The 19,247-nt window shown below is 57.0% G+C and carries 17 protein-coding genes and 1 pseudogene; 14 read left to right on the top strand and 4 right to left on the bottom strand.

From position 1 onward, the window contains the following. Nucleotides 1-1,833 (bottom strand): autotransporter assembly complex protein TamA, encoded by a 1,833-nt coding sequence (locus HMPREF9371_RS04890; RefSeq protein ID WP_040660184.1) that lies wholly within the window; start codon nucleotides 1,831-1,833, stop codon nucleotides 1-3. A gap of 558 nt (nucleotides 1,834-2,391) precedes the next feature. On the opposite strand from HMPREF9371_RS04890, the gene sstT (HMPREF9371_RS04885) reads away from it, so the two are divergent. The 6 genes from sstT (HMPREF9371_RS04885) (at nucleotide 2,392) to HMPREF9371_RS04865 (ending at nucleotide 8,965) form a co-directional block, all read left to right on the top strand. After that, nucleotides 2,392-3,663 (top strand): serine/threonine transporter SstT, encoded by a 1,272-nt coding sequence (gene sstT, locus HMPREF9371_RS04885; RefSeq protein WP_009118838.1) that lies wholly within the window; start codon nucleotides 2,392-2,394, stop codon nucleotides 3,661-3,663. Nucleotides 3,664-3,838: 175 nt separating this feature from the next. Continuing rightward, the gene (locus HMPREF9371_RS13255) at nucleotides 3,839-4,024 is read left to right on the top strand and encodes an ATP-dependent exonuclease (protein ID WP_232203124.1); all 186 of its coding nucleotides are present in this window, start codon (nucleotides 3,839-3,841) and stop codon (nucleotides 4,022-4,024) included. A gap of 189 nt (nucleotides 4,025-4,213) precedes the next feature. Then, complete coding sequence (gene sstT / locus HMPREF9371_RS04880; RefSeq protein WP_009118836.1) at nucleotides 4,214-5,443, top strand: serine/threonine transporter SstT; 1,230 nt, start codon at nucleotides 4,214-4,216, stop codon at nucleotides 5,441-5,443. 112 nt (nucleotides 5,444-5,555) lie between these two features. Further along, nucleotides 5,556-6,050, top strand: a complete 495-nt coding sequence (locus HMPREF9371_RS04875) for a low molecular weight protein-tyrosine-phosphatase (RefSeq protein ID WP_009118835.1) — start codon at nucleotides 5,556-5,558, stop codon at nucleotides 6,048-6,050. Nucleotides 6,051-6,312: 262 nt separating this feature from the next. Then, nucleotides 6,313-8,175, top strand: coding sequence for a dihydroxy-acid dehydratase (gene ilvD, locus HMPREF9371_RS04870; RefSeq protein WP_009118834.1), 1,863 nt, complete (start codon nucleotides 6,313-6,315; stop codon nucleotides 8,173-8,175). 361 nt (nucleotides 8,176-8,536) lie between these two features. After that, nucleotides 8,537-8,965, top strand: a complete 429-nt coding sequence (locus tag HMPREF9371_RS04865; protein WP_009118833.1) for a hypothetical protein — start codon at nucleotides 8,537-8,539, stop codon at nucleotides 8,963-8,965. Between the two features lie 16 nt (nucleotides 8,966-8,981). Here HMPREF9371_RS04865 and HMPREF9371_RS04860 read toward each other — a convergent pair whose 3' ends face one another. The 3 genes and pseudogenes from HMPREF9371_RS04860 to rluD form a co-directional block, all read right to left on the bottom strand. Next, nucleotides 8,982-10,409, bottom strand: a complete 1,428-nt coding sequence (locus tag HMPREF9371_RS04860) for a leucyl aminopeptidase (RefSeq protein WP_009118832.1) — start codon at nucleotides 10,407-10,409, stop codon at nucleotides 8,982-8,984. A gap of 67 nt (nucleotides 10,410-10,476) precedes the next feature. Then, nucleotides 10,477-10,606: pseudogene (locus HMPREF9371_RS12740) on the bottom strand (lipoprotein signal peptidase). A 68-nt stretch (nucleotides 10,607-10,674) separates the two neighbouring features. Then, the gene (rluD, locus tag HMPREF9371_RS04855; RefSeq protein WP_009118830.1) at nucleotides 10,675-11,799 is read right to left on the bottom strand and encodes a 23S rRNA pseudouridine(1911/1915/1917) synthase RluD; all 1,125 of its coding nucleotides are present in this window, start codon (nucleotides 11,797-11,799) and stop codon (nucleotides 10,675-10,677) included. Here rluD and HMPREF9371_RS04850 point away from each other — a divergent pair. From HMPREF9371_RS04850 to HMPREF9371_RS04815, 8 genes are all read left to right on the top strand, one after another. Further along, nucleotides 11,798-12,601, top strand: coding sequence for an outer membrane protein assembly factor BamD (locus tag HMPREF9371_RS04850; RefSeq protein WP_009118829.1), 804 nt, complete (start codon nucleotides 11,798-11,800; stop codon nucleotides 12,599-12,601). The genes rluD and HMPREF9371_RS04850 overlap by 2 nt on opposite strands. Nucleotides 12,602-12,700: 99 nt before the next feature. After that, entirely contained in the window at nucleotides 12,701-13,135 is a 435-nt protein-coding gene (locus HMPREF9371_RS04845) for a DUF4124 domain-containing protein (protein WP_009118828.1), read from the top strand. Between the two features lie 366 nt (nucleotides 13,136-13,501). Then, the gene (locus HMPREF9371_RS04840) at nucleotides 13,502-14,278 is read left to right on the top strand and encodes a ferredoxin--NADP reductase (protein ID WP_040660181.1); all 777 of its coding nucleotides are present in this window, start codon (nucleotides 13,502-13,504) and stop codon (nucleotides 14,276-14,278) included. Between the two features lie 415 nt (nucleotides 14,279-14,693). Then, nucleotides 14,694-15,101, top strand: a complete 408-nt coding sequence (locus HMPREF9371_RS04835) for a thiol-disulfide oxidoreductase DCC family protein (protein ID WP_009118825.1) — start codon at nucleotides 14,694-14,696, stop codon at nucleotides 15,099-15,101. A gap of 100 nt (nucleotides 15,102-15,201) precedes the next feature. After that, nucleotides 15,202-15,483: a hypothetical protein gene (locus HMPREF9371_RS04830; protein WP_009118824.1), complete on the top strand. Its 282-nt coding sequence runs from the start codon at nucleotides 15,202-15,204 to the stop codon at nucleotides 15,481-15,483. A 695-nt stretch (nucleotides 15,484-16,178) separates the two neighbouring features. Then, entirely contained in the window at nucleotides 16,179-18,290 is a 2,112-nt protein-coding gene (locus HMPREF9371_RS04825; RefSeq protein WP_009118823.1) for an ATP-binding protein, read from the top strand. After that, on the top strand, nucleotides 18,287-18,652 hold the full coding sequence (locus HMPREF9371_RS04820; protein ID WP_009118822.1) for a response regulator: 366 nt from the start codon (nucleotides 18,287-18,289) through the stop codon (nucleotides 18,650-18,652). Before HMPREF9371_RS04825 ends, HMPREF9371_RS04820 begins: the two co-directional genes overlap by 4 nt. A gap of 1 nt (nucleotide 18,653) precedes the next feature. Beyond that, nucleotides 18,654-19,112, top strand: a complete 459-nt coding sequence (locus HMPREF9371_RS04815; protein ID WP_009118821.1) for a chemotaxis protein CheX — start codon at nucleotides 18,654-18,656, stop codon at nucleotides 19,110-19,112. Nucleotides 19,113-19,247 lie beyond the last annotated feature (135 nt).

The following is a 19,247-nucleotide window of genomic DNA, read 5'->3' as shown; positions in this document are numbered from 1 at the left end:
TTAAAAACGGGTGCCCAGGCTGATGTGCCAGCGCAGTTTGCGGTCGTGGTGGCCGTAGGCGATGTCGAAGGAGAAGGGGGCGATGGGGCTGAACCAGCGCACCCCCAGGCCGCTGCCGTGCCGCCAGTTGAGGTGGGCGAAGTCGTGGTTGACGGCGCCCATGTCATGGAACACGGCCAGCGAGAAGTTTTTGCTGATCGGGCGTTGGTATTCCAAGCTCACCACGCCCAATACGCGGTCGGGCAGCACCGAGCCGTTGGGGCCGTTGAGGCCGATGCTGTCGAGTTCGTAACCGCGCACGCTGGTGGCGCCGCCGGTGCGGTACATCAGCACGGAGGGCACGGATTTGTCTTGGCCGGAGCGGGTGTAGCCCAATTCGCCGCGGGCGATGAAGGTGCCGATGTTTTTGTTTTCAGGAGTGAAATAGTAGCCGGCACGGCCGTAAACGCGTTGGGTGCTGGCGGAAGAGAGCAGGGAGCCCAAGGTGGTGCCGACTTTGCCTTCGAGATAGTAGCCGTTTTCGGGCCGCAGCAGGGTTTCGATGTTTTGGCGGCGCCAGGAAGCGGTGAGCATCAGGGCGTTGCTGCGGCCGAAATCTTGCCCGCCCGTGATGCGGCGGGATTCGGTAATGTATTCGAGGCCGATGCGCGATTCGATGCCGTTGCGGTCGCGCACGCGCCAAATGCCGGCTTGGGCGGTTTCTTTATCCAGCTTTTGGGTGGTGGAACTGTCGTAGTTGAGGCTGGCGGTCCAGTAGTGGCCGTTGCTGTTGCGCGGTTGGCTCAGGCCGATGCCGGCGGTTTTTTCGTAACGGCCGATGTCGGCGGCGGCGGAAAACACATAGCCGCGGGCAAACACATTGTAATGTTCGTAGCCCAGGCGGATGCCGGGGCCGTCGGCCGAATCGTAGCGCAGGCCGAGGTCAACCTTTTGCCGCGGTACTTCGGTGACCGACACCACCAGCGGCACGCGGTTTTCCACCATTTTGGCAAAGTCCACTTCCACTTGGGCGCGGCTGTAATGGCTGTCTTGTTCCAAAGCCTGTTGGTAGTCGAGCACTTTGTCGAAGTCGTAGGGCTCGCCTGCTTTGAATTGGGCCAGGCCGGTGATGACGGATTCGGGATAGCGCTCGTTGCCTTGGATACGGATGTCGCCGAAATACACCGGCTGTTTGCTGTCCACGCTGACCGAGAGTACGGCTTTGCTGGTTTCGGGGTTGATGGTGGCGCGGCTTTCGCTGAGGGTGGCCAGTGGGTATTTGTGGCGGCGCACCGCGGAGAGCACGGCGTCTTTGCTGCTGCTCCATTCGCTGTTGACGAAGGGGTCGTCGATGGGCAGCGACCAGTTGGCCATGGCGCGTTTGTAGTAGGCGGCCAGGTCGCTTTCCTGCAGCACGCCGCCGATGATGGAGACTTCCACGTCGTCAATGGTGGTGCGCGGGCCGGGGCGCACGCTCACCAGCCAGCCGCCGCCTTTGGGGGCTACCTGAATCTCGGCGCGGAAATAGCCTTGTGAGCGCACCATCTGTTTCACTTCGTCGGGCGCTTCCTCGGCCAAAAACTGCATCTGCTCGCGGTCGATGTCGGCTTCCGGCTCGGTTTGGCGGGTAATCAGCGACAGGTGTTCGCGCAGCATGGCGGCGATGTCCTCGGGGGCGTCGATTTCGATGGGGAAGGGCAGCCGCTCGGCCGGGGTGTCGGGCGAGGGAATGTCGGCCGCCGCTTGAGCGGCGGCTTCGGCGGGTGCATCGCCGGCGGGTGTCGGCTCGGCATGGGCGGACAGGCCGGCCAGCAGGACGGAGAGGACGGCGGCGTGAAGCGGGCGGATCTTCATGAATTCGGTGTGGGCGGGCAAGATAAAGATTAGGGTGGCTCAGGGGCGACGGGCGGCCGGGCATACCGGCGGATTCGGTGCGGGCCAAAGGGCGCGAATATTAGCATTTTCAGGCCTTGTTTTGAAGGTTTCGGCGTCTTGCATCCGGCAGGGAAACGGCGGTTTTACATAAACTTGCTTCTCGGCGGGCGGGTGGGCAAAGCCAGTTTTCAGGTAGCCTGCCGCCTCATATAACGGTGGCTTCTATCGACAGCGCAAAACGGTATTTTGAAGCGGCGGCGGCGATGTTTATGATGCCGCCCCCGAGACCTTTGCAAAACCCCCATCTGCGGCGCATTTCTGCGTTGTGCGCTGCTCGCTCGCTTGCCTATCTATGTGATATGTCTTCGCTCGCTGCGCTGCTACGCCTTGAACTGCATCCACATCTGGGTGTTTTGCAAAGGTCTCTGCCCGTGTTTGCCGAAAGATATTCGAAAAAGGGCCGTTTGGCGTGCCGCGATGCGCACATGCCGGGCGGCCGCGGTGGCGGCGGGCAGGATAACGCTTGGATAAGGAGTGATGATGACTGATTTCAGATGGGGCCGTTTGGGCCAGCGATTAGGGCTGGGTGGCCAAGTGGCTTTGGCCTTGCTGGCCGCAGTGGTGTTGGCTTTGCCTGCGCGCGGAGCGGCTTGGGGGGCGCATTTGTCGGTGGCGGGCGATTTGCTCGGCATGCTGTTTGTGGGTGCGCTCAAGGCGGTGGCGCCGGTGTTGGTGTTTGTGTTGGTGGCGGCGGCTTTGGCCCGCCACCGCACGGGCAGCGGCAGCGGTATCCGTCCGGTGTTGGTGCTGTATGTGGCGGGCATGCTGTTGGCCGCTTTGGTGGCGGTGAGCGCCAGCTTTCTGTTTCCGTCTTTTGTGCCCCTAAGCGGGGTGGAAGCCGCCAGCCGGCCGGTGCCTTCCGGTGTGGGCGAGGTGTTGCGCAATTTGGCGGGCAAACTGGCGGTCAATCCGGTGCAGGCGCTGGCGGAAGCGAACTATGTAGGCATTTTGTTGTGGGCGGCGTTGATCGGCTTGGCTTTGCGCCATGCCGGCGAAGCCACCCGCGATATGCTGGCGGATGCGGCGGAGGCGGTGTCGCGCGTGGTGCGCTGGATCATCCGCTTGGCACCGCTGGGCATCTTCGGTTTGGTGCTGACCACGGTATTGAACACCGGTTTGGAGAGCCTGGGAGCGTATCTGCATGTTTTGGCGGTGATTGTGGGGGCGATGGTGTTTACCGCTTTGGTGGTGAATCCGCTGATTGTGTGGGTGAAAATCCGCCGCAATCCTTATCCTTTGGTGTGGACCTGCCTGAAAGAAAGCGGCTTGATTGCCTTTTTCGTGCGCAGTTCGGTGGCCAATATTCCGGTGAATCTGGCTTTGTGCAAAAAGCTGGGCTTGGATGAGGAGACCTATTCGGTGTCGATTCCGCTGGGGGCGACCATGAATATGGAAGGCGCGTCGATTACGATTACCGTCCTCACGCTGGCGGCGGTGCACACATTGGGTATTCCGGTGGGCTTTCTGACCGCCTTCCTGCTGGTGTTGGTGGCGGTGGTGGGTGCCTGCGGGGCATCCGGCGTACCGGGCGGCGCGCTCCCGCTGGTGCCGATGGCGTGCAGCCTGTTCAATATCGATCACGATGTGGCCATGCAGATGGTGGCGGTGGGCCTGATCATTATGGTGGTGCAAGATCCGTGCGGCACGATGTTGAACTCTTCCACCGATGTGGTGTTTACCGCGGCGGCCGACCCGTCTTACCAACAGCGTCCGCAGCTGGCCGCCGAGCCGGTGCAACAGGTTTCATAACCGGCGTAAAGGAAACGGCCGATGGGGCAGGAAGGGCTGGGCAGCCGTTTCCTGCCCTGTTTTTTGCCTGTTCCCGGTGGGCAGACCTTTTGCCGTCTCCCTCTGCGGCGCATTGTCTGTGCTGTGTGCGGTCAGGCGGTGAAAGACAAACACATACGGTGGGCCGGGCAGAGGTATCGGGCTGAGACCTTTGCAAAACCCCCATCTGCGGCGTATTTCTGCGTTGTGCGCTGCTCGCTCGCTTGCCTATCTTCATGATATGTCTGTCCCACGGGGATTCCTGACGTTCACGCTCGCTGCGCTGCTACGCCTTGAACTGCATCCACATCTGAGGGTTTTGCAAAGGTCTCGGGCTACCTGAAAGCGGGTGTGATCCCATATAAGATTTGATATAAATCAAAGAGTCGGGCGCAAAAGCGGCCGAGTGTGTCGCTTTGCGCACAATCGTGTCGCCGAAACGGGGGGATATAGGTAAAAAAATGTCTGTTCCTGCCATCTGCCGTTAAAATCGCATACTTTTTTACCGGTTTCTCGGTTAGGGAATTCATCTATGGCAAAACAAAATTGGGCGGCTGCTTTAGACCGTATCGGTTTGGTGATGCAGATCGTGATCGGTCTGATTTTGGGCGTGCTGGTGGGCTGGCTGTCGCGCGACACCGGCATGGGCGGTGCGGTCGGCGAATTGGGTCAGATTTTGGGCGGCCTGTTTGTGGGCGCGCTCAAAGCGGTGGCGCCGATTCTGATTTTCGTGTTGGTGACGGCGGCCATTTCGCAAAGCCGCAGCGGCACGGCCACCAATATGCGGCCGATTCTGCTGCTGTATCTGTTCGGTACTTTTGCCGCGGCGCTGGTGGCCGTGAGTGCGAGCTTTGCTTTCCCCTCCACGCTCACCCTGAGCGGCGTGGAAGCGGCCACGCGCGAGGCGCCCGGCGGCATCGGCGAAGTGATGCGCAATCTGTTGATGAAGCTGGTGTCCAATCCGATACAGGCCTTGGCCGATGCCAACTACATCGGTATTTTGGCGTGGGCCTTGGTGTTGGGCGCGGCTTTGCGCCAAGCCGGCGAGCGCACCCGCGAGCTGATTGCCGACTTGGCGGCTGCGGTATCGACGGTGGTGCGCTGGGTGATCCGCTTCGCGCCCTTGGGTATTTTCGGTTTGGTGCTGACCACCATTATCGTGGAAGGTTTCAGCGGCATCGGCCGTTATGTGCACCTGTTGGCGGTGCTGCTGGGCGCCATGCTGTTTGTGGCGCTGGTGGTGAACCCTTTGATTGTGTTTGCCCAAACCCGCAGCAATCCTTATCCGCTGGTGTTCACCTGCCTGCGCGAGAGCGGAATGACGGCCTTCTTTACCCGATCCTCCGCCGCCAATATCCCGGTGAACATGGCTTTGGCGAAAAAGCTCGGCCTCAATGAAGACACTTATTCGGTGTCGATTCCGCTGGGCGCCACCATCAATATGGCCGGTGCGGCCATTACCATTACCGTGCTCACGCTGGCGGCGGTGCACACTTTGGGCATTGAAGTCGATTTCTGGACCGCGGTCTTGTTGAGCGTGGTGGCCTCGCTTGGCGCCTGCGGTGCTTCCGGCGTGGCCGGCGGCTCGCTGCTGTTGATTCCGATGGCGTGCAGCCTGTTTAATATCGAAAACGACATTGCCATGCAGGTGGTGGCGGTCGGTTTCATCATCGGCGTGGTGCAGGATTCCGCCGAAACGGCCTTGAATTCGTCCACCGACGTGCTGTTTACCGCCGCTGTGGATCAGGCCCGCCGGCGTTGAGCCGGTGGCGTTTGCCTTCCGGCCACGAATCAGGCTACCTGAAACGCTTTCAGGTAGCCTGATGGTTTATGTTTAATCGGTATCTGGTTTCCTTTTATTCAGGAGTATTTCCATGACCCGTATTCTCTTCGTCTGCCTCGGCAATATCTGCCGCTCGCCGATGGCCGAATACCTTTGCCGCAAGATGGCGGCCGAGCAGGGTATTCCCTTGCTCACCGCCAGCGCCGGCACCTCCGGCTGGCACGACGGCGAAGGCATGCATTGCGGCACCGCCGAAGTATTGGAATCGGCAGGCATAGCCGGCAACGGTTTTGTCAGCCGCCAGGTGCGCCGCAGCGACTTTGAAGATTACGACTATCTGCTGGCCATGGATGCCGACAATCTGGCCGAGCTGGAGCGCCTGTTCGGCCGCCATCCGCAGAAAATTTTCCTCATCACCGACCTGCTGGCCGATGCCGCGTACGACCATGTGCCCGACCCTTGGTATACCGGCCGTTTCAACCAAACCCGCGACATCCTCACCGCCTGCTGCCGCGTGTTGTTGGCGCGGTTGGCGGCGGGGCAGCCGCTGCGTTCGCCGTCAGGTGAAGCGGCCGCTGGGCCGTAGTGAAAGTGCCGGCGGAATCGGCTAGAATACGCCGGCTTGAATCAGGCTACCTGAAAGCCTTTCAGGTAGCCTGAGACCTTTGCAAAACCCCATCTGCGGCGCATTTCTGCGTTGTGCGCTGCTCGCTCGCTTGCCTATCTATGTGATATGTCTTCGCTCACTGCGTTGCTACGCCTTGAACTGCATCCACATCTGGAGGTTTTGCAAAGGTCTCAGCCTGTTGCTTTTGAATTTAAATATCCGCATACATAAGGAACCCACCATGCCCGCCTACCGCTCCAAAACCTCCACCCACGGCCGCAATATGGCCGGCGCGCGCGCTTTATGGCGTGCCACCGGCGTGGCCGACGAAGATTTCGGCAAACCGATTATCGCCATTGCCAACTCGTTCACCCAGTTCGTGCCCGGCCATGTGCATCTGCACAATATGGGGCAGCTTGTGGCGCGCGAAATCGAAAAAGCAGGCGGTTTGGCGAAAGAATTCAACACCATCGCGGTGGACGACGGCATTGCCATGGGCCACAGCGGTATGCTGTACAGCCTGCCCAGCCGCGATTTGATTGCCGATTCGGTGGAATACATGGTGAACGCGCATTGTGCCGACGCGCTGGTGTGCATTTCCAACTGCGACAAAATCACCCCCGGCATGCTGATGGCCGCCATGCGCCTGAACATTCCCACCGTGTTCGTTTCAGGCGGCCCGATGGAAGCGGGCAAGGTGATCGGCGTGGCCAACATCACCGACACCCGCAAGCTGGATTTGGTGGACGCGATGGTGGATGCCGCCAACGATGCCGTATCCGACGAAGAAGTAGCGGCGGTAGAACGCTCCGCCTGCCCGACCTGCGGCTCCTGCTCCGGCATGTTTACCGCCAACTCCATGAACTGCCTCACTGAAGCCTTGGGCTTGTCGCTACCGGGCAACGGCTCGCTGCTGGCCACCCACGCAGGCCGTAAAGAACTGTTTTTGGAAGCAGGCCGTCTGATTGTGGAAATTACCAAACGCTATTACGAACAAGACGACGAGAGCGTATTGCCGCGCAGCATCGCCACCAAAGCCGCGTTTGAAAACGCCATGAGTTTGGACGTGGCGATGGGCGGTTCCACCAATACCGTGCTGCATCTGTTGGCCGCCGCCAGCGAAGCGCAAGTGGATTTCAAAATGGCCGACATCGACCGCATCAGCCGCCAAGTGCCGTGTTTGTGCAAAGTCGCCCCCGCCACGCAGAAATACCATATGGAAGACGTGCACCGCGCCGGCGGCGTGATGGGCATTTTGGCCGAACTCGACCGCGCCGGCTGCCTGAAAACCGACGTTTCCACCGTTCACGAAAAAACCTTGAAAGACGCACTGGCGAAATGGGACATCACCAACCCCGCCAACGAAGCCGCACACCAGCGTTACAAAGCCGCACCGGGCGGCGTGCGCACCACCGAAGCCTTTTCGCAAAACCGACAATGGCCTTCGCTCGACCTCGACCGCGAAAACGGCTGTATCCGCAGCAAGGCACACGCTTATTCGCAAGACGGCGGCTTGGCCGTGCTGTTCGGCAACATCGCCGAGCGCGGCTGCGTGGTGAAAACCGCCGGTGTAGACGACAGCATTCTCACATTCACCGGACGCGCGCGTGTGTTTGAAAGCCAAGATGCCGCCGTGGCAGGCATTTTGGACAACCAAATCGTTGCGGGCGACATCGTGATCATCCGCTACGAGGGCCCGAAAGGCGGCCCGGGCATGCAGGAAATGCTCTATCCCACCAGCTACCTGAAATCCAAAGGCTTGGGCAAAGCCTGCGCCCTGCTGACCGACGGCCGTTTTTCAGGCGGCACTTCCGGCTTGAGCATCGGCCACGTTTCGCCCGAAGCGGCGGAAGGCGGTGCCATCGGCTTAGTGAAAGAAGGCGACACCATCGAAATCGACATTCCCAAGCGCAGCATCCGCTTGGCCGTTACCGATGAAGAATTGGCCAACCGTCGCGAAGGAATGGAAAGCCGCGGTGCCAAAGCATGGAAGCCCGAAAGCCGCGACCGCCACGTTTCCGCCGCCCTGCGTGCCTACGCCGCCATGACCACTTCCGCCGACACCGGCGCGGTGCGCGACGTTTCACAGGTAGAACGCCGTTAAGCACAGAGCAAACAGGCTACCTGAAAAACCGATTGCGTGTTTTTCAGGTAGCCTTTATGGTGTCAGCCGGATGCTCAAACCGAGTAGGTTGGGTTGGAGCGCAGCGCAAACCCAACATGGGCAAAAGCTTGATTGTATGGAATGATTGTTGTTGGGTGACGGCCTGCGGCCTAACCCAAGCTACGGCTGGAATCCGACCCATAAGCCATACGGCATAAAGAAAAATCTTTCCGGTAGCCGCAAATGCCTTGTCGGATACGAGTATCCGACCTACGGTTTGGCGCAAGAGGCAGTTTTGATATCTTCAAGGCAGCCGCCAAACCCTTGGCGTATCCATCCACCTCAAAATAAGGAGAGCATCATGCGTTCTGTATTGTTGACCGCCGCTTTGTTGGCCGCCGCATCCGCCGCCGCGCAAACCCCGGCTGCGGCATCTGCGCCCGCGCCGGTATCGGCGCAATGTCTGGGCTGGCTGGATGAAACCGCCCATCTGATGACGGCGGGCGAAGTGTGCGAAAGCGGCGAATTGGCCCAAGCCTATCGGGCGGCGGGCTTGGTGCGCATGCACGTGATGCGGCAGCAATGCGGGCAAATGGATGAGCAACACCCGCAGTGGCGCCGCCATCCGGCCTTTGCCCTGGACGACCCGGCACGGCGCACCGAAGCCGATGTGCGCGCCTATTGCCAAGCCCACCGCAGCACCGCCGCTGAGATTTTCGGCCGCTATGCACCCACCTTGCAGCAGGATATCCGCGAAATGTGGCGCCAGGCTTGGCAGGCGGGCAGTTAGCGGTTTAGCCTCGCTATTAGATGCCCGCCTCCTCGCACAAATACTGCCACAGCAGCGGCACCGGCCGGCCGGTTGCCCCTTTGTCCTTGCCCGATTTCCACGCCGTACCGGCAATGTCCAAATGGGCCCAGGCGTAATCTTGGGCAAAATGCGCTAGGAAGGCGGCTGCGGTAATGGTGCCGGCCGGCCGGCCGCCGATGTTTTGCAAGTCGGCAAAATTAGACTTCAACTGCTCTTTGTATTCGTCAAACAGCGGCAACTGCCAAGCCTTGTCGTTGCTTTCGCGGGCGGCGGCCAGCAAGGTGTCGGCCAGCTCCTGATTGTTGGCCAACAGGCCGCTGGCGGCATGGCCCAAGGCGATGATACAGGCACCGGTGAGCGTGGCCACATCAATCACCACGCGCGGCTTGAAGCGGGCGGCATAGGTGAGCGCATCGCACAGAATCAGGCGGCCTTCGGCATCGGTGTTCAGAATTTCGATGGTGGTGCCGTTCATGGCGGTCACGATGTCGCCCGGCTTGCTGGCGCCGGCATCGGGCATATTCTCGCAAGTCGGCACCACCGCAATCAGGTTGATCGGCAGTTTGGCGCGGGCGGCGGCAGTAAATACACCGATCACGCTGGCGGCGCCGCACATATCGTATTTCATTTCATCCATGGCCTCGCCGGGCTTCAGCGAAATGCCGCCGGTATCGAAGGTAATGCCCTTGCCCACCAGCACAATCGGCGCCGCCTCGCGGTCGGCCGCGCCAAACCAGCCCAACTCGATCAGCTGCGGCTGCTGTACGCTGCCCTTGGCCACCGACCAAAACGCGCCCATATTGGCTTCAATATAATCGCGGCCCAAAATATTCACCTGTGCGCCGGCCTGCTCGGCTTCTTTTTTCGCCTGTTCGGCCAAATAATAGGGTGTACAGACATTCGGCGCGGTATTGCCCAAATCTTTGCACAAATTGATGCCGTAAAGCAGGGCTTCGGTTTGGCGCAGGGCCGACTCCACCGCATCGGCATGACGGCTGTGGCGGAAGACGACGGCCGTCAGCTTGGCCGGCTTGGCTTCCGACTTAAAATGATCGAAGCGGTACGCCGCCTCGCCAAAGGCCAAGGCCAGCACGCCGGCGGCCAACGGCGCTTCGCGTTCGCACAAGGCATCTAAACACACCGCTACCTGGGGCTGCTTCTGCGCCCACGCGGCGGCTTCCTTGGCGGCTTTCTCCATGGCCGCGCGGGTGCCGTCTTTCAAACGCAAGACGGCCACGTCGCAAAAGCCTTCCGCCGCCGGCACCCGCGCCGAAGCAAAACGCTCATCGTCCGACAACTCCCCGCACAATAAAGCCACCGTGGCATCGGCGGCGTGTTCGGTACACGGGCAGGCATCGGTGCACACATACAGCCGGGCAGCGGCACCGGCTTCCAAGCATTCGGTTTGAACAGAAAACTGCATATTTTTTCCTTAAAAAAAAACTGACACAATCAAACAGCCCTGAGGGCCAGCAATCCTCATCCCTATCTTAAACAGGCTGAGACCTTTGCAAAACCTCCAGATGTGGATGCAGTTCAAGGCGTAGCAGCGCAGCGAACGCAGACATATCACAGATAGGCAAGTGAGCGAGCAGCGCACAACGCAGAAATGCGCCGCAGATGGGGGTTTTGAAAGGTCTCAGGCTACCTGAAAGCCGCTTCATGCTTTCAGGTAGCCTCCGTCATTGCTATTCTTTCACATACACGATTTCCACATCGTAATCGTCTTCATCCCAGTCGTCTTCATCTTCGGCAAATTTTGCCTGCCATTCCTCGGCATGACTCAAAGAAGAGTCCAGCCCCGCCTCCAAGCGCAACACCGACAGCAGATGGTAGAAATCCTCCGGCAGCGGCGCTTCAAACGACATTTCCTCGCCGCTTTGCGGATGGACAAAACTCAAGCGGTAGGCATGCAGCGCCTGACGCGCCAAACCTTTCACCACCGCTTTGACTTCGTCGGAAGCCGGATGGCGCGGATTGCCGTACACCGGATCGCCGGCCAGCGGATGGCGCGCCTCGCGCATGTGCACGCGGATTTGGTGGGTGCGGCCGGTTTCGAGCGCACATTCGATATAGCTGTGCGCCCGATAGCGCTCCAATACTTTCACATGGGTCACGGCCGGTTTGCCGCCGAATTTCACCACCGCCATTTTCAAACGGTTGTGCGGGTCGCGGCCGATCAGGGTGTCGATTTTGCCGTCGAACGGCACCACGCCGTCGGCCACCGCGCGGTAAATCCGTTTCACCGTACGCGCCTGCAATTGCTGCACCAGATGGGTTTGTGCCGGCAGCGTTTTCGCCACCACCATCAGCCCGCTGGTGTCCTTGTCCAAGCGGTGCACAATGCCCGCGCGCGGCACCGCGGCCAGTGCCGGACAATGGGCCAGCAGGCCGTTGAGCAAAGTGCCGCTCCAGTTGCCCGCCGCCGGATGCACCACCAAGCCGGCCGGCTTGTTGAGCACCATCACGCTGTCGTCTTCGTAAACAATGTCCAAATCCATGGCTTCCGGCGTGAAGGCCAGGTTCTCCTCGCTCTGCTGCACGGCTACCTGAAGCGTTTCGCCGCCGATCAGCTTGGCCTTGGGCTGCGCCGTTTCGCCGTTCAACAACACCGCGCCGTCTTTGATCCACGCGCTCAAGCGGCTGCGCGAATAATCGGGCATCAGCTTGGCCAAAGCCGCGTCCAAACGCAGGCCGGCCAGCGCGACGGGCACGGTGAAATTTAAACAATTTTCTGTATCGGAGGCTGCCGAAAACTCGAAATCATCGTTATAATCGGCGTCATTGTTGACATAGGAAGAAGTGTTCTGCATGAAAAAATTTCTTTTGGTTACCGGTTTGGCCGTGGCCCTGTCTGCCTGCTCCAGCACCTCCGCAGTAGACAAAGAGGCGCAGGCCACACAAGATTGGCCGGTGGAACGTCTGTATGCCGAAGCGAACGACGAATTGCACAGCGGCAATTATAACCGCGCCGTCAAGTTATACGAAATCCTGCAATCGCGCTTCCCCAATACCCGCTACGCCGCCCAAGCCCAGCTCGATACCACCTACGCCTACTACAAAGACGAACAGCAGACTCAGGCCTTGGCCCACGTGGAGCGCTTCCTGCGCCTGCACCCGCACCATCAAAACACCGATTACGCCCTCTATCTGAAGGCGCTGATTCTGTTTAACGAAGACAAATCCTTCCTCAACAAACTGGCCTCGCAAGACTGGTCCGACCGCGACCCCAAAGCCAACCGCGATGCCTACCACGCCTTCAACGAGCTGGTTACCCGCTATCCCGACAGCAAATACGCCGCCGACGCGCGCGAGAAAATGGCGCGGTTAGTCGATGCTTTGGGTGGCAACGAAATGGCCATTGCCCGCTACTATATGGAACGCGGCGCCTACTTAGCAGCAGCCAACCGCGCCCAAGTGGTGATCAGCCAATACCAAAACACCCGCTACGTAGAAGAAGCGCTGGCCATGATGATCGAGGCTTACGACAAACTGGAAAAACCGCAACTGCGCGACGACACCCGCCGCGTACTGGCGCAAAACTTCCCGCAAAGCCCTTATTTGGAACAAGCATGGCGCCCCAACAACATCCCCTGGTGGCGTTATTGGAAATAAAGATTCAGGCTACCTGAAACCGTTTCCGGCGTTTCAGGTAGCCTGTTCTCCATTTTTACCCCGCAAACCGCCTATCCGGCGATGCAAAGGATACCCTGCATGAAATTCCTCAGCCTGTTGGCCGCCTGCTGCCTGCTCGCCGTTCCCGCCGCTGCCGCCACTTACGAATGCACCGACAGCCAAGGCCGCCGCACCTACACCGCCACGCCCGGCCCCAACTGCAAAGACGCCAACTTGGGAAAGCCCAGCATCTATACTCCCGCCCCGATCACCACTTCCACCACTCAAACCAGGGTGCCAAATGAAACAACCGAACCCGTTGCCGGCCCGGCTACCGACACCACCAGCGTTTCCGCCGCCGCCCTGCGTGCCGCTGAAGAGCGCCTGAACCAAGCGCGCCGCAATTTGGAAGAAGGCCGTAAAGTCCGCCACGGCAACGAGCGCAACTACGCGCGCTACCTCGAGCGAATCAAAGGCTTAGAAGACGCTGCTGTCGCAGCGCAAAAAGAATTGGACGACCTCAAAAGCCGTTGACTCCCCGGTCATTGCTCAGCCTGAGTCCGTATTGCACAATACTTTGCCATGGATAAAACCTGGCATCACAACTTTTTTGTTGCTTGGTTCAAGCATTGAAGTGGATGAAAACCCAATATACCGTCCGGGCAAAGAACACACCCGCTCCCAGGCTACCTGAAAAACGCATCCGCTCACTCCTTCATTTCTTTTCCCCGGAACACCATATCCGCATACCACCTCTTCTCGGTATTCCTACTTTATCGTTCGCCTAGCTATCCCATCGCTGTCTCCGCCTGCGCCCAACTCCGGCCTGAATGCTTGAAAAAACCGCAGCACCGCCCATTTACTCCGACATTCCCGCACCAACCCGCAACCACCCTGACCATGACTGCCGCTCCAGCCGCCAAATACACCGAAGAAACCGTGCTTTGGGTCAAACACCACACCCCCAAACTGATGACCTTCGCCCTCACCCGCCCCGCCGAATACCGCTTCAGCGCCGGCCAATTCTCCCGCCTCGGGCTACCTGAAGGCAGCGGTTTCATCTGGCGCGCCTACTCCGTGGTGTCCGCCGAATACGCCGACACCCTCGAATACTTCGCCGTCCTCATCGAACACGGGCCCATGTCTGCCCGCCTGGCCGAATTGAAAGCCGGCGACACCCTCTTGCTCGACAAAACCGCCACCGGCTTTTTCCTGCCCGAACGCTTCCCCGACGGCCGCGACCTCATCATGCTCTGCACCGGTTCCGGTATCGCCCCCTTCCTCTCCATCCTGCAACAGCCCGAAATTTGGCAGCGCTTCGAGCACCTGGTGCTGGTTCATTCCGTCTCCTATGCAAACGAACTGATTTTTCGGGAAACCTTACACAAGCTCAGCCAACACCTCTTGGTCGGCGACTACGCCCACAAACTGCGCTTCATCCCCGTGCTTACCCGCGAAGCCGATGCCGCCCCGCTCAACCGCCGCCTGCCCGAACTCATCGCCAACGGCTCGCTCAACCGCGCCATCGGCCTACCCTTCTCCGCCGAACACAGCCGCTTCATGATCTGCGGCAACCCCGCCATGGTGAAAGACACCTTCCAAGCCCTGCTTAATCTCGGCTTCACCATGCACCGCAACCGCATCCCCGGCCAAATCATGATGGAAAACGGCTTCTAAGGCGGATAACCGTATTACTGTTGTTTTGGCAGGACTGAATGAGTTAAGCAGGGATGTTCTCTTTCCTAGGCTGAGACCTTTGCAAAACCCTCAGATGTGGATGCAGCTCAAGGCGTAGCAGCGCAGCGAACGTGAACGCCAGGAATCCCTGTGGGACAGACATATCCTATGGATAGGCAAGTGAGCGAGTAGTACCCATAGGGCATAAACGCACAACGCAGAAATGCGCCGCAGATGGGGTTTTGCAAAGGTCTCAGATTCGCTGTCGCCGTATTCAGAATGCGCTATGCTCGAATGCCAGATCAGGTGTGAGGGTAATGAAATCTAAAACCACTCATCATTGCATGCGTTCTATGATTTAATATATACTATTATTTCTGTATATACAGAAATAATGATATGAAAGGATGGGGAGATGTCCATTACCATGTACTACGACAGCGATTGCCCGCTTTGCCACACTGAAGCGCTGAAAATGCACAGGCGGCGGCCTGATACAGTCAGAATTGTTGCAGTGGATGATGCCTTGGCCGAATTGGCGGCAGCCGGCATTTCACGTGTTCAAGCGATGACTTATCTTTGTGTGTGCGACAGCAACGGCGGCTGGCATACCCATATGGATGCCGTACGTCTGCTTTATCGCAGCGCGGGGCTGGATTCGTTGGCCGGTTTTTTGAGTTGGGGCCCGGTGAAGTGGTTGGGCGATCGTTTTTATCCCGTTTTGGCCCGTAATCGCTACCGTATCCCCAAACCGCTGATCCGCCTGCTCTACGGCGAAGTGTGTGATAAGGGCAGTTGTCAGATTCCGCCCGCCAGGCGGTAAAGCCGTTTGCCGAATGGCCCTTGCGGGTGATAGTGGAAATGCCGGTATTGTGCTATGGTTCCCATACTGCGTTGAATCAACACAATAAGGGAGTCTGTTTATGCTGCGCAATTTTTCCGACAAATACTCCGGTAACGATGACAAAGGCAATTTTGAATTGCATTGCATTGTGATGATCATTGAAGACAACGCCCGTCAGCAATGGGCGGCAAGAGTCAAGGTAAGCAAGAAATACGACTGGAGCAACAATCGCACCGTGGAGGTGGAAGAGTTTATCAAAGAGTTGGCACGTGAATACGATGCCCAACATGCGGTGCTGACGGCTTTGGAAGATTTTCCCATGTTCCGCGAAAAACTGCTGGAAGGTTTTCAAATCAAATAAATTTTGAAAATTTCACAAAACGGCGGCTGATATACAGTTGCCGTTTTTTTGTTCTATTAAGAAGCGGCCTGGCTCAAATTGTTTGCAGAATCACTTTGCTGTTGAAAGGTCTCGATCGTTGAAGTTTGGGAGTGTTAATGTAAGTATGTATTTATAGCGTTTTTAGAGCCAATATGTGCTTTGTGCAAATTTTATGGGGTGGTTGAATATTGCGCAAATTTTACGAAATCAAAATGTTGCCACTTGTTGAGAAGCTGAATTGATAGCTCGGTTTCTGATATAAAAAAGAGTATTTAGGAAGTTAAAAAATATATTTATAAAATTTTATGTTGCATCGATTGCATAATGTGGATATAAATTTCAAGTGAGAACATATCTTATTTATGATAGTATTTTTAGTCTAAAAGATGATTATTTTCAAAAATGTATTGAGTTCGGTCAAATTATCCTACAATTACATTTGTATATTTTTGTTAATGTTGGTAATATGGCTCTACCGGGTAGGATGCTGTTACGAGACACTGCTTGCATTCGTTCCTTTAGCGGCCAAGTAAAAAGCACCGGGTAAACATAAATCATCAGTGCTTAGGTTTCCGTTGCCCTTCTCAAGCAACTGCAGAACAAAGGTAACGGCGCTGTGGCTTGTGATAACCGGATTCGATTCATTTTCATCTTCATCATTGGAGTGCAGGGGTATGCAGAAGACACATTCGGCACAGAGAGGAAAATACCGAAGCATCACACTTTCGCTTCTGGTATTGCTGGTTATTCTGTTCGGAGTGCTGGCAGGCAACTACTATCTGACCAGACAGATTGCCGACAATACCAACCGGATCGAAGTGATCAATCGGTTGGACGACAACATGCAGAATATTCTGACGGAAGTGCAGAAGCTGGCTTTGATCTCCGAGGCCAGTGGCGATGCTTACCGCAAAACCACCAATTACCATCAGACTTTGGGCCGCATCCAAAGCTATCAACTGGAAGTGAACAGTTTGCTCGGCGTGTTGCAGGCCGGCGGCCAATATCTGCCTAAAGGCAATGTGGGTGGTGAAGTGAGCCATTTGAGCGCCAAGGATTCGGGTGGGGAGTATGAAGCCTTGCAAAGCTTCAGTGCACGCTGGATGGACTATCAGGACAAAATCAGCCTGCTGTCTTCCTATCACAATATCCTGTTGAACCGCTCGGTGGCCCAATATGTGCAGATCAACCACGGTGAAACCCGCGCCTATATTGAAGACGCCTATCTGAGCAATGTGGAGGAAAGCAACCGTTTGGCCCGTTATGCCGCTATTTTGCAAGCTGCGACCTTGGCGGCCTTCATTACCTATTTGCTGGTATTCGTTTACTACTTTGTGCGCCGTCTGCGCAAAGCCGATGCGCAAATCGATTTGGCTTTCCGCGAGATCAGCGAAATCATGGAAACCGTGGACATCGGCCTGTTCCTGCTTGACCGAAACCTGACCATCGGTGATTCCTATTCCGTGGAATTGGAAAACCTGCTGGCACGTCGCGACCTGCAGGGCCAGAACTTGATGGATGTGTTGGAAGATATGGTCTGTGAAGAGGATTTGCAGTCTACCCAGGCATTCATCGGGCAGTTGTACAACCCTCGCGTGAAAGAGCGTTTGATTTTCAGCCTCAATCCTTTGGATTGCGTGCCCTTGCAGGTAGCCGGCCGTCGGGGCAGCATCGAAACCCGTTACTTGAGCTTCCGCTTCAAGCGCATTTACCAAGATCAGGAAATTGCGCGGGTATTGGTCAACGTGAGCGACATCACCAGTGCGGTGTTGTTGGCCCAACGCAGCGAGCAGGAGCGGGCGCAAAACGATATGCAGCTGGAGATGCTGGGTGCGATTTTGAGCAGCGACAGCGAGACCATCAAAGACTTTATTGCGCGGGCCAGACAGCACGCTTGGGACATCAATGCCGTACTCAAACGCCAAGACGGCTCCAGCTCGGTAGCGTTGCGCGAGAAAGTCAATGCCATGTTCCGCTCGGTGCACAGCCTGAAAGGTGAAGCGGGTGCGCTGAAATTGCACGGCTTTACCGCCTTGGCCGAAAACATCGAGTCACAACTGGTGCAGCACCGCAGCAACCGTTCGCTGAGTGGTGAGGATTTCTTGGGGCTCACCGTATCGTTGGAAGAAATGTTGCATTTGATCCAATTGATTGAAGGTTTGGTGGAACGTACTTCCAATTCGCCAGAGCTGAATATGGCCGGCAACTCAAGCGACAATTACTACAGCAAATTGGTTGCCGACTTGGCCAAACGGAACCGCAAGCAGGTGGACTTCATCTGTAAAGGCGTAGACAACATGAAAAACGAAGGTTTGCGTAATATCGTGCGTGAAATCTCGGTACAGCTGCTGCGCAATGCCGTGGTGCACGGTATCGAAACGCCCGAACAACGTACGGCACAGCGTAAGTTGGCTACCGGCCACGTACGCATGGAAGTGACATCGGTAAACGATATGCTGGTATTGAATGTGGAAGACGACGGCAAAGGCATCGATTATGAAGCCATCCGCCGCAAGGCCGTGGAATTGGGGATTTATGATGCCGAGCAAGCGGCCGGCTTAGATTCAAAACAGTTGGTGCGTTTGATTTTCCATCCCGGATTCAGTACTGCGGAGGAGGCTACTTCGGATGCCGGTCGCGGCGTGGGCTTGGACATCATTAAAGACCGCGTGATCAGTTTGGGCGGCAAAATCCATGTTGCTAGTTTGCCCAATGCCTATACCCGATTCAGTTTCTCGTTTCCGAAAGACATTCCCTGGGTGATGAAGGAGTTGGTAACGCCATGAAAAAGATCATGATCGTGGATGATTCTAATGTGATCCGCAACCGCATCAGCCGGGGTTCGAATGGCTCAGACTTTCAGGTGGTCGCGACGGCCAGTAACGGTTTGGAAGCGTTGGACCTCTATAAGGAACATCAACCGGACTTGGTGACCATGGATCTGACCATGCCGAAAATGGATGGTTTGGCCTGCATCGCCGCAATTACCGAGTTGGATGAAGATGCCAATATTTTGGTGATTTCGGCCCTGTCGGACAAAGCCACCGGCATCAGGGCTTTGGAATTGGGTGCCCGCGGATTTATTTGCAAACCTTTTACAGACAGCGAACTGTCTGAAGCCTTGGAAGAAATGACTTGGAGTGACTGAAATGAGCGAAAAAAAACTGCAAGTGTTTATCAATAGCGTACAAAAATACTTCAGCCAAATCATGGATGAAGACGAGCTGGTGGTTGGCACTCCTTACTTGGTGGAAAACCGCGTGCCTTCTGCTAAAGACTACACCGGCGTGATCAGCATCAGTGGCCGCCGCAACGGCGTGGTGTATTTCACCGCACCGAAAGATCTGTTGGAGCGTTTGCTGGTGTTGATGGGCGAGCCCGATACCGGCGAAGCCATGATGGTGGATTTGGTGGGCGAAGTGGCCAACACCATTGCCGGTAACGCGCGCGTTGAATTCGGCGAAGACTTTGAAATTTCCGTGCCGTTGATTTTGCGCGGCCCGCCCAATGAAACCATGTTGCCGCGTGATAAAGAGCGCTCTTTTGTGGTGCCGGTCAATTGGCGCGGCCGCAGTGCATCGATTGTGGCGGCGTTCCGCAAAAACTGAGCCGCTTCAGCCAATTGTGACGAATGGTCAATCAGGCTACCTGAAAATGTTCAGGTAGCCTGATTTTCGCTGGCAAGATTGATGGGACATAAAGCCTGCTATGATGCGTTGGCCGTTCAAACCAGTCATCAGGTT

Origin of the sequence: Neisseria shayeganii 871 (genome assembly GCF_000226875.1) — a bacterium.
Classification (GTDB): domain Bacteria; phylum Pseudomonadota; class Gammaproteobacteria; order Burkholderiales; family Neisseriaceae; genus Eikenella; species Eikenella shayeganii.
Note: the sequence above shows the minus strand (reverse complement) of the source record. Positions and strands in the feature narration are given on the sequence as shown.

Coding starts and splice junctions, on each gene's coding strand:
- HMPREF9371_RS04890 (WP_040660184.1), bottom strand. CDS start 1,833: ATGAAGATCCGCCCGCTTCACGCCGCCGTCCTCTCCGTCCTGCTGGCC.
- sstT (WP_009118838.1), top strand. CDS start 2,392: ATGATGACTGATTTCAGATGGGGCCGTTTGGGCCAGCGATTAGGGCTG.
- sstT (WP_009118836.1), top strand. CDS start 4,214: ATGGCAAAACAAAATTGGGCGGCTGCTTTAGACCGTATCGGTTTGGTG.
- HMPREF9371_RS04875 (WP_009118835.1), top strand. CDS start 5,556: ATGACCCGTATTCTCTTCGTCTGCCTCGGCAATATCTGCCGCTCGCCG.
- ilvD (WP_009118834.1), top strand. CDS start 6,313: ATGCCCGCCTACCGCTCCAAAACCTCCACCCACGGCCGCAATATGGCC.
- HMPREF9371_RS04865 (WP_009118833.1), top strand. CDS start 8,537: ATGCGTTCTGTATTGTTGACCGCCGCTTTGTTGGCCGCCGCATCCGCC.
- HMPREF9371_RS04860 (WP_009118832.1), bottom strand. CDS start 10,409: ATGCAGTTTTCTGTTCAAACCGAATGCTTGGAAGCCGGTGCCGCTGCC.
- HMPREF9371_RS04850 (WP_009118829.1), top strand. CDS start 11,798: ATGAAAAAATTTCTTTTGGTTACCGGTTTGGCCGTGGCCCTGTCTGCC.
- rluD (WP_009118830.1), bottom strand. CDS start 11,799: ATGCAGAACACTTCTTCCTATGTCAACAATGACGCCGATTATAACGAT.
- HMPREF9371_RS04845 (WP_009118828.1), top strand. CDS start 12,701: ATGAAATTCCTCAGCCTGTTGGCCGCCTGCTGCCTGCTCGCCGTTCCC.
- HMPREF9371_RS04840 (WP_040660181.1), top strand. CDS start 13,502: ATGACTGCCGCTCCAGCCGCCAAATACACCGAAGAAACCGTGCTTTGG.
- HMPREF9371_RS04835 (WP_009118825.1), top strand. CDS start 14,694: ATGTCCATTACCATGTACTACGACAGCGATTGCCCGCTTTGCCACACT.
- HMPREF9371_RS04830 (WP_009118824.1), top strand. CDS start 15,202: ATGCTGCGCAATTTTTCCGACAAATACTCCGGTAACGATGACAAAGGC.
- HMPREF9371_RS04825 (WP_009118823.1), top strand. CDS start 16,179: ATGCAGAAGACACATTCGGCACAGAGAGGAAAATACCGAAGCATCACA.
- HMPREF9371_RS04820 (WP_009118822.1), top strand. CDS start 18,287: ATGAAAAAGATCATGATCGTGGATGATTCTAATGTGATCCGCAACCGC.
- HMPREF9371_RS04815 (WP_009118821.1), top strand. CDS start 18,654: ATGAGCGAAAAAAAACTGCAAGTGTTTATCAATAGCGTACAAAAATAC.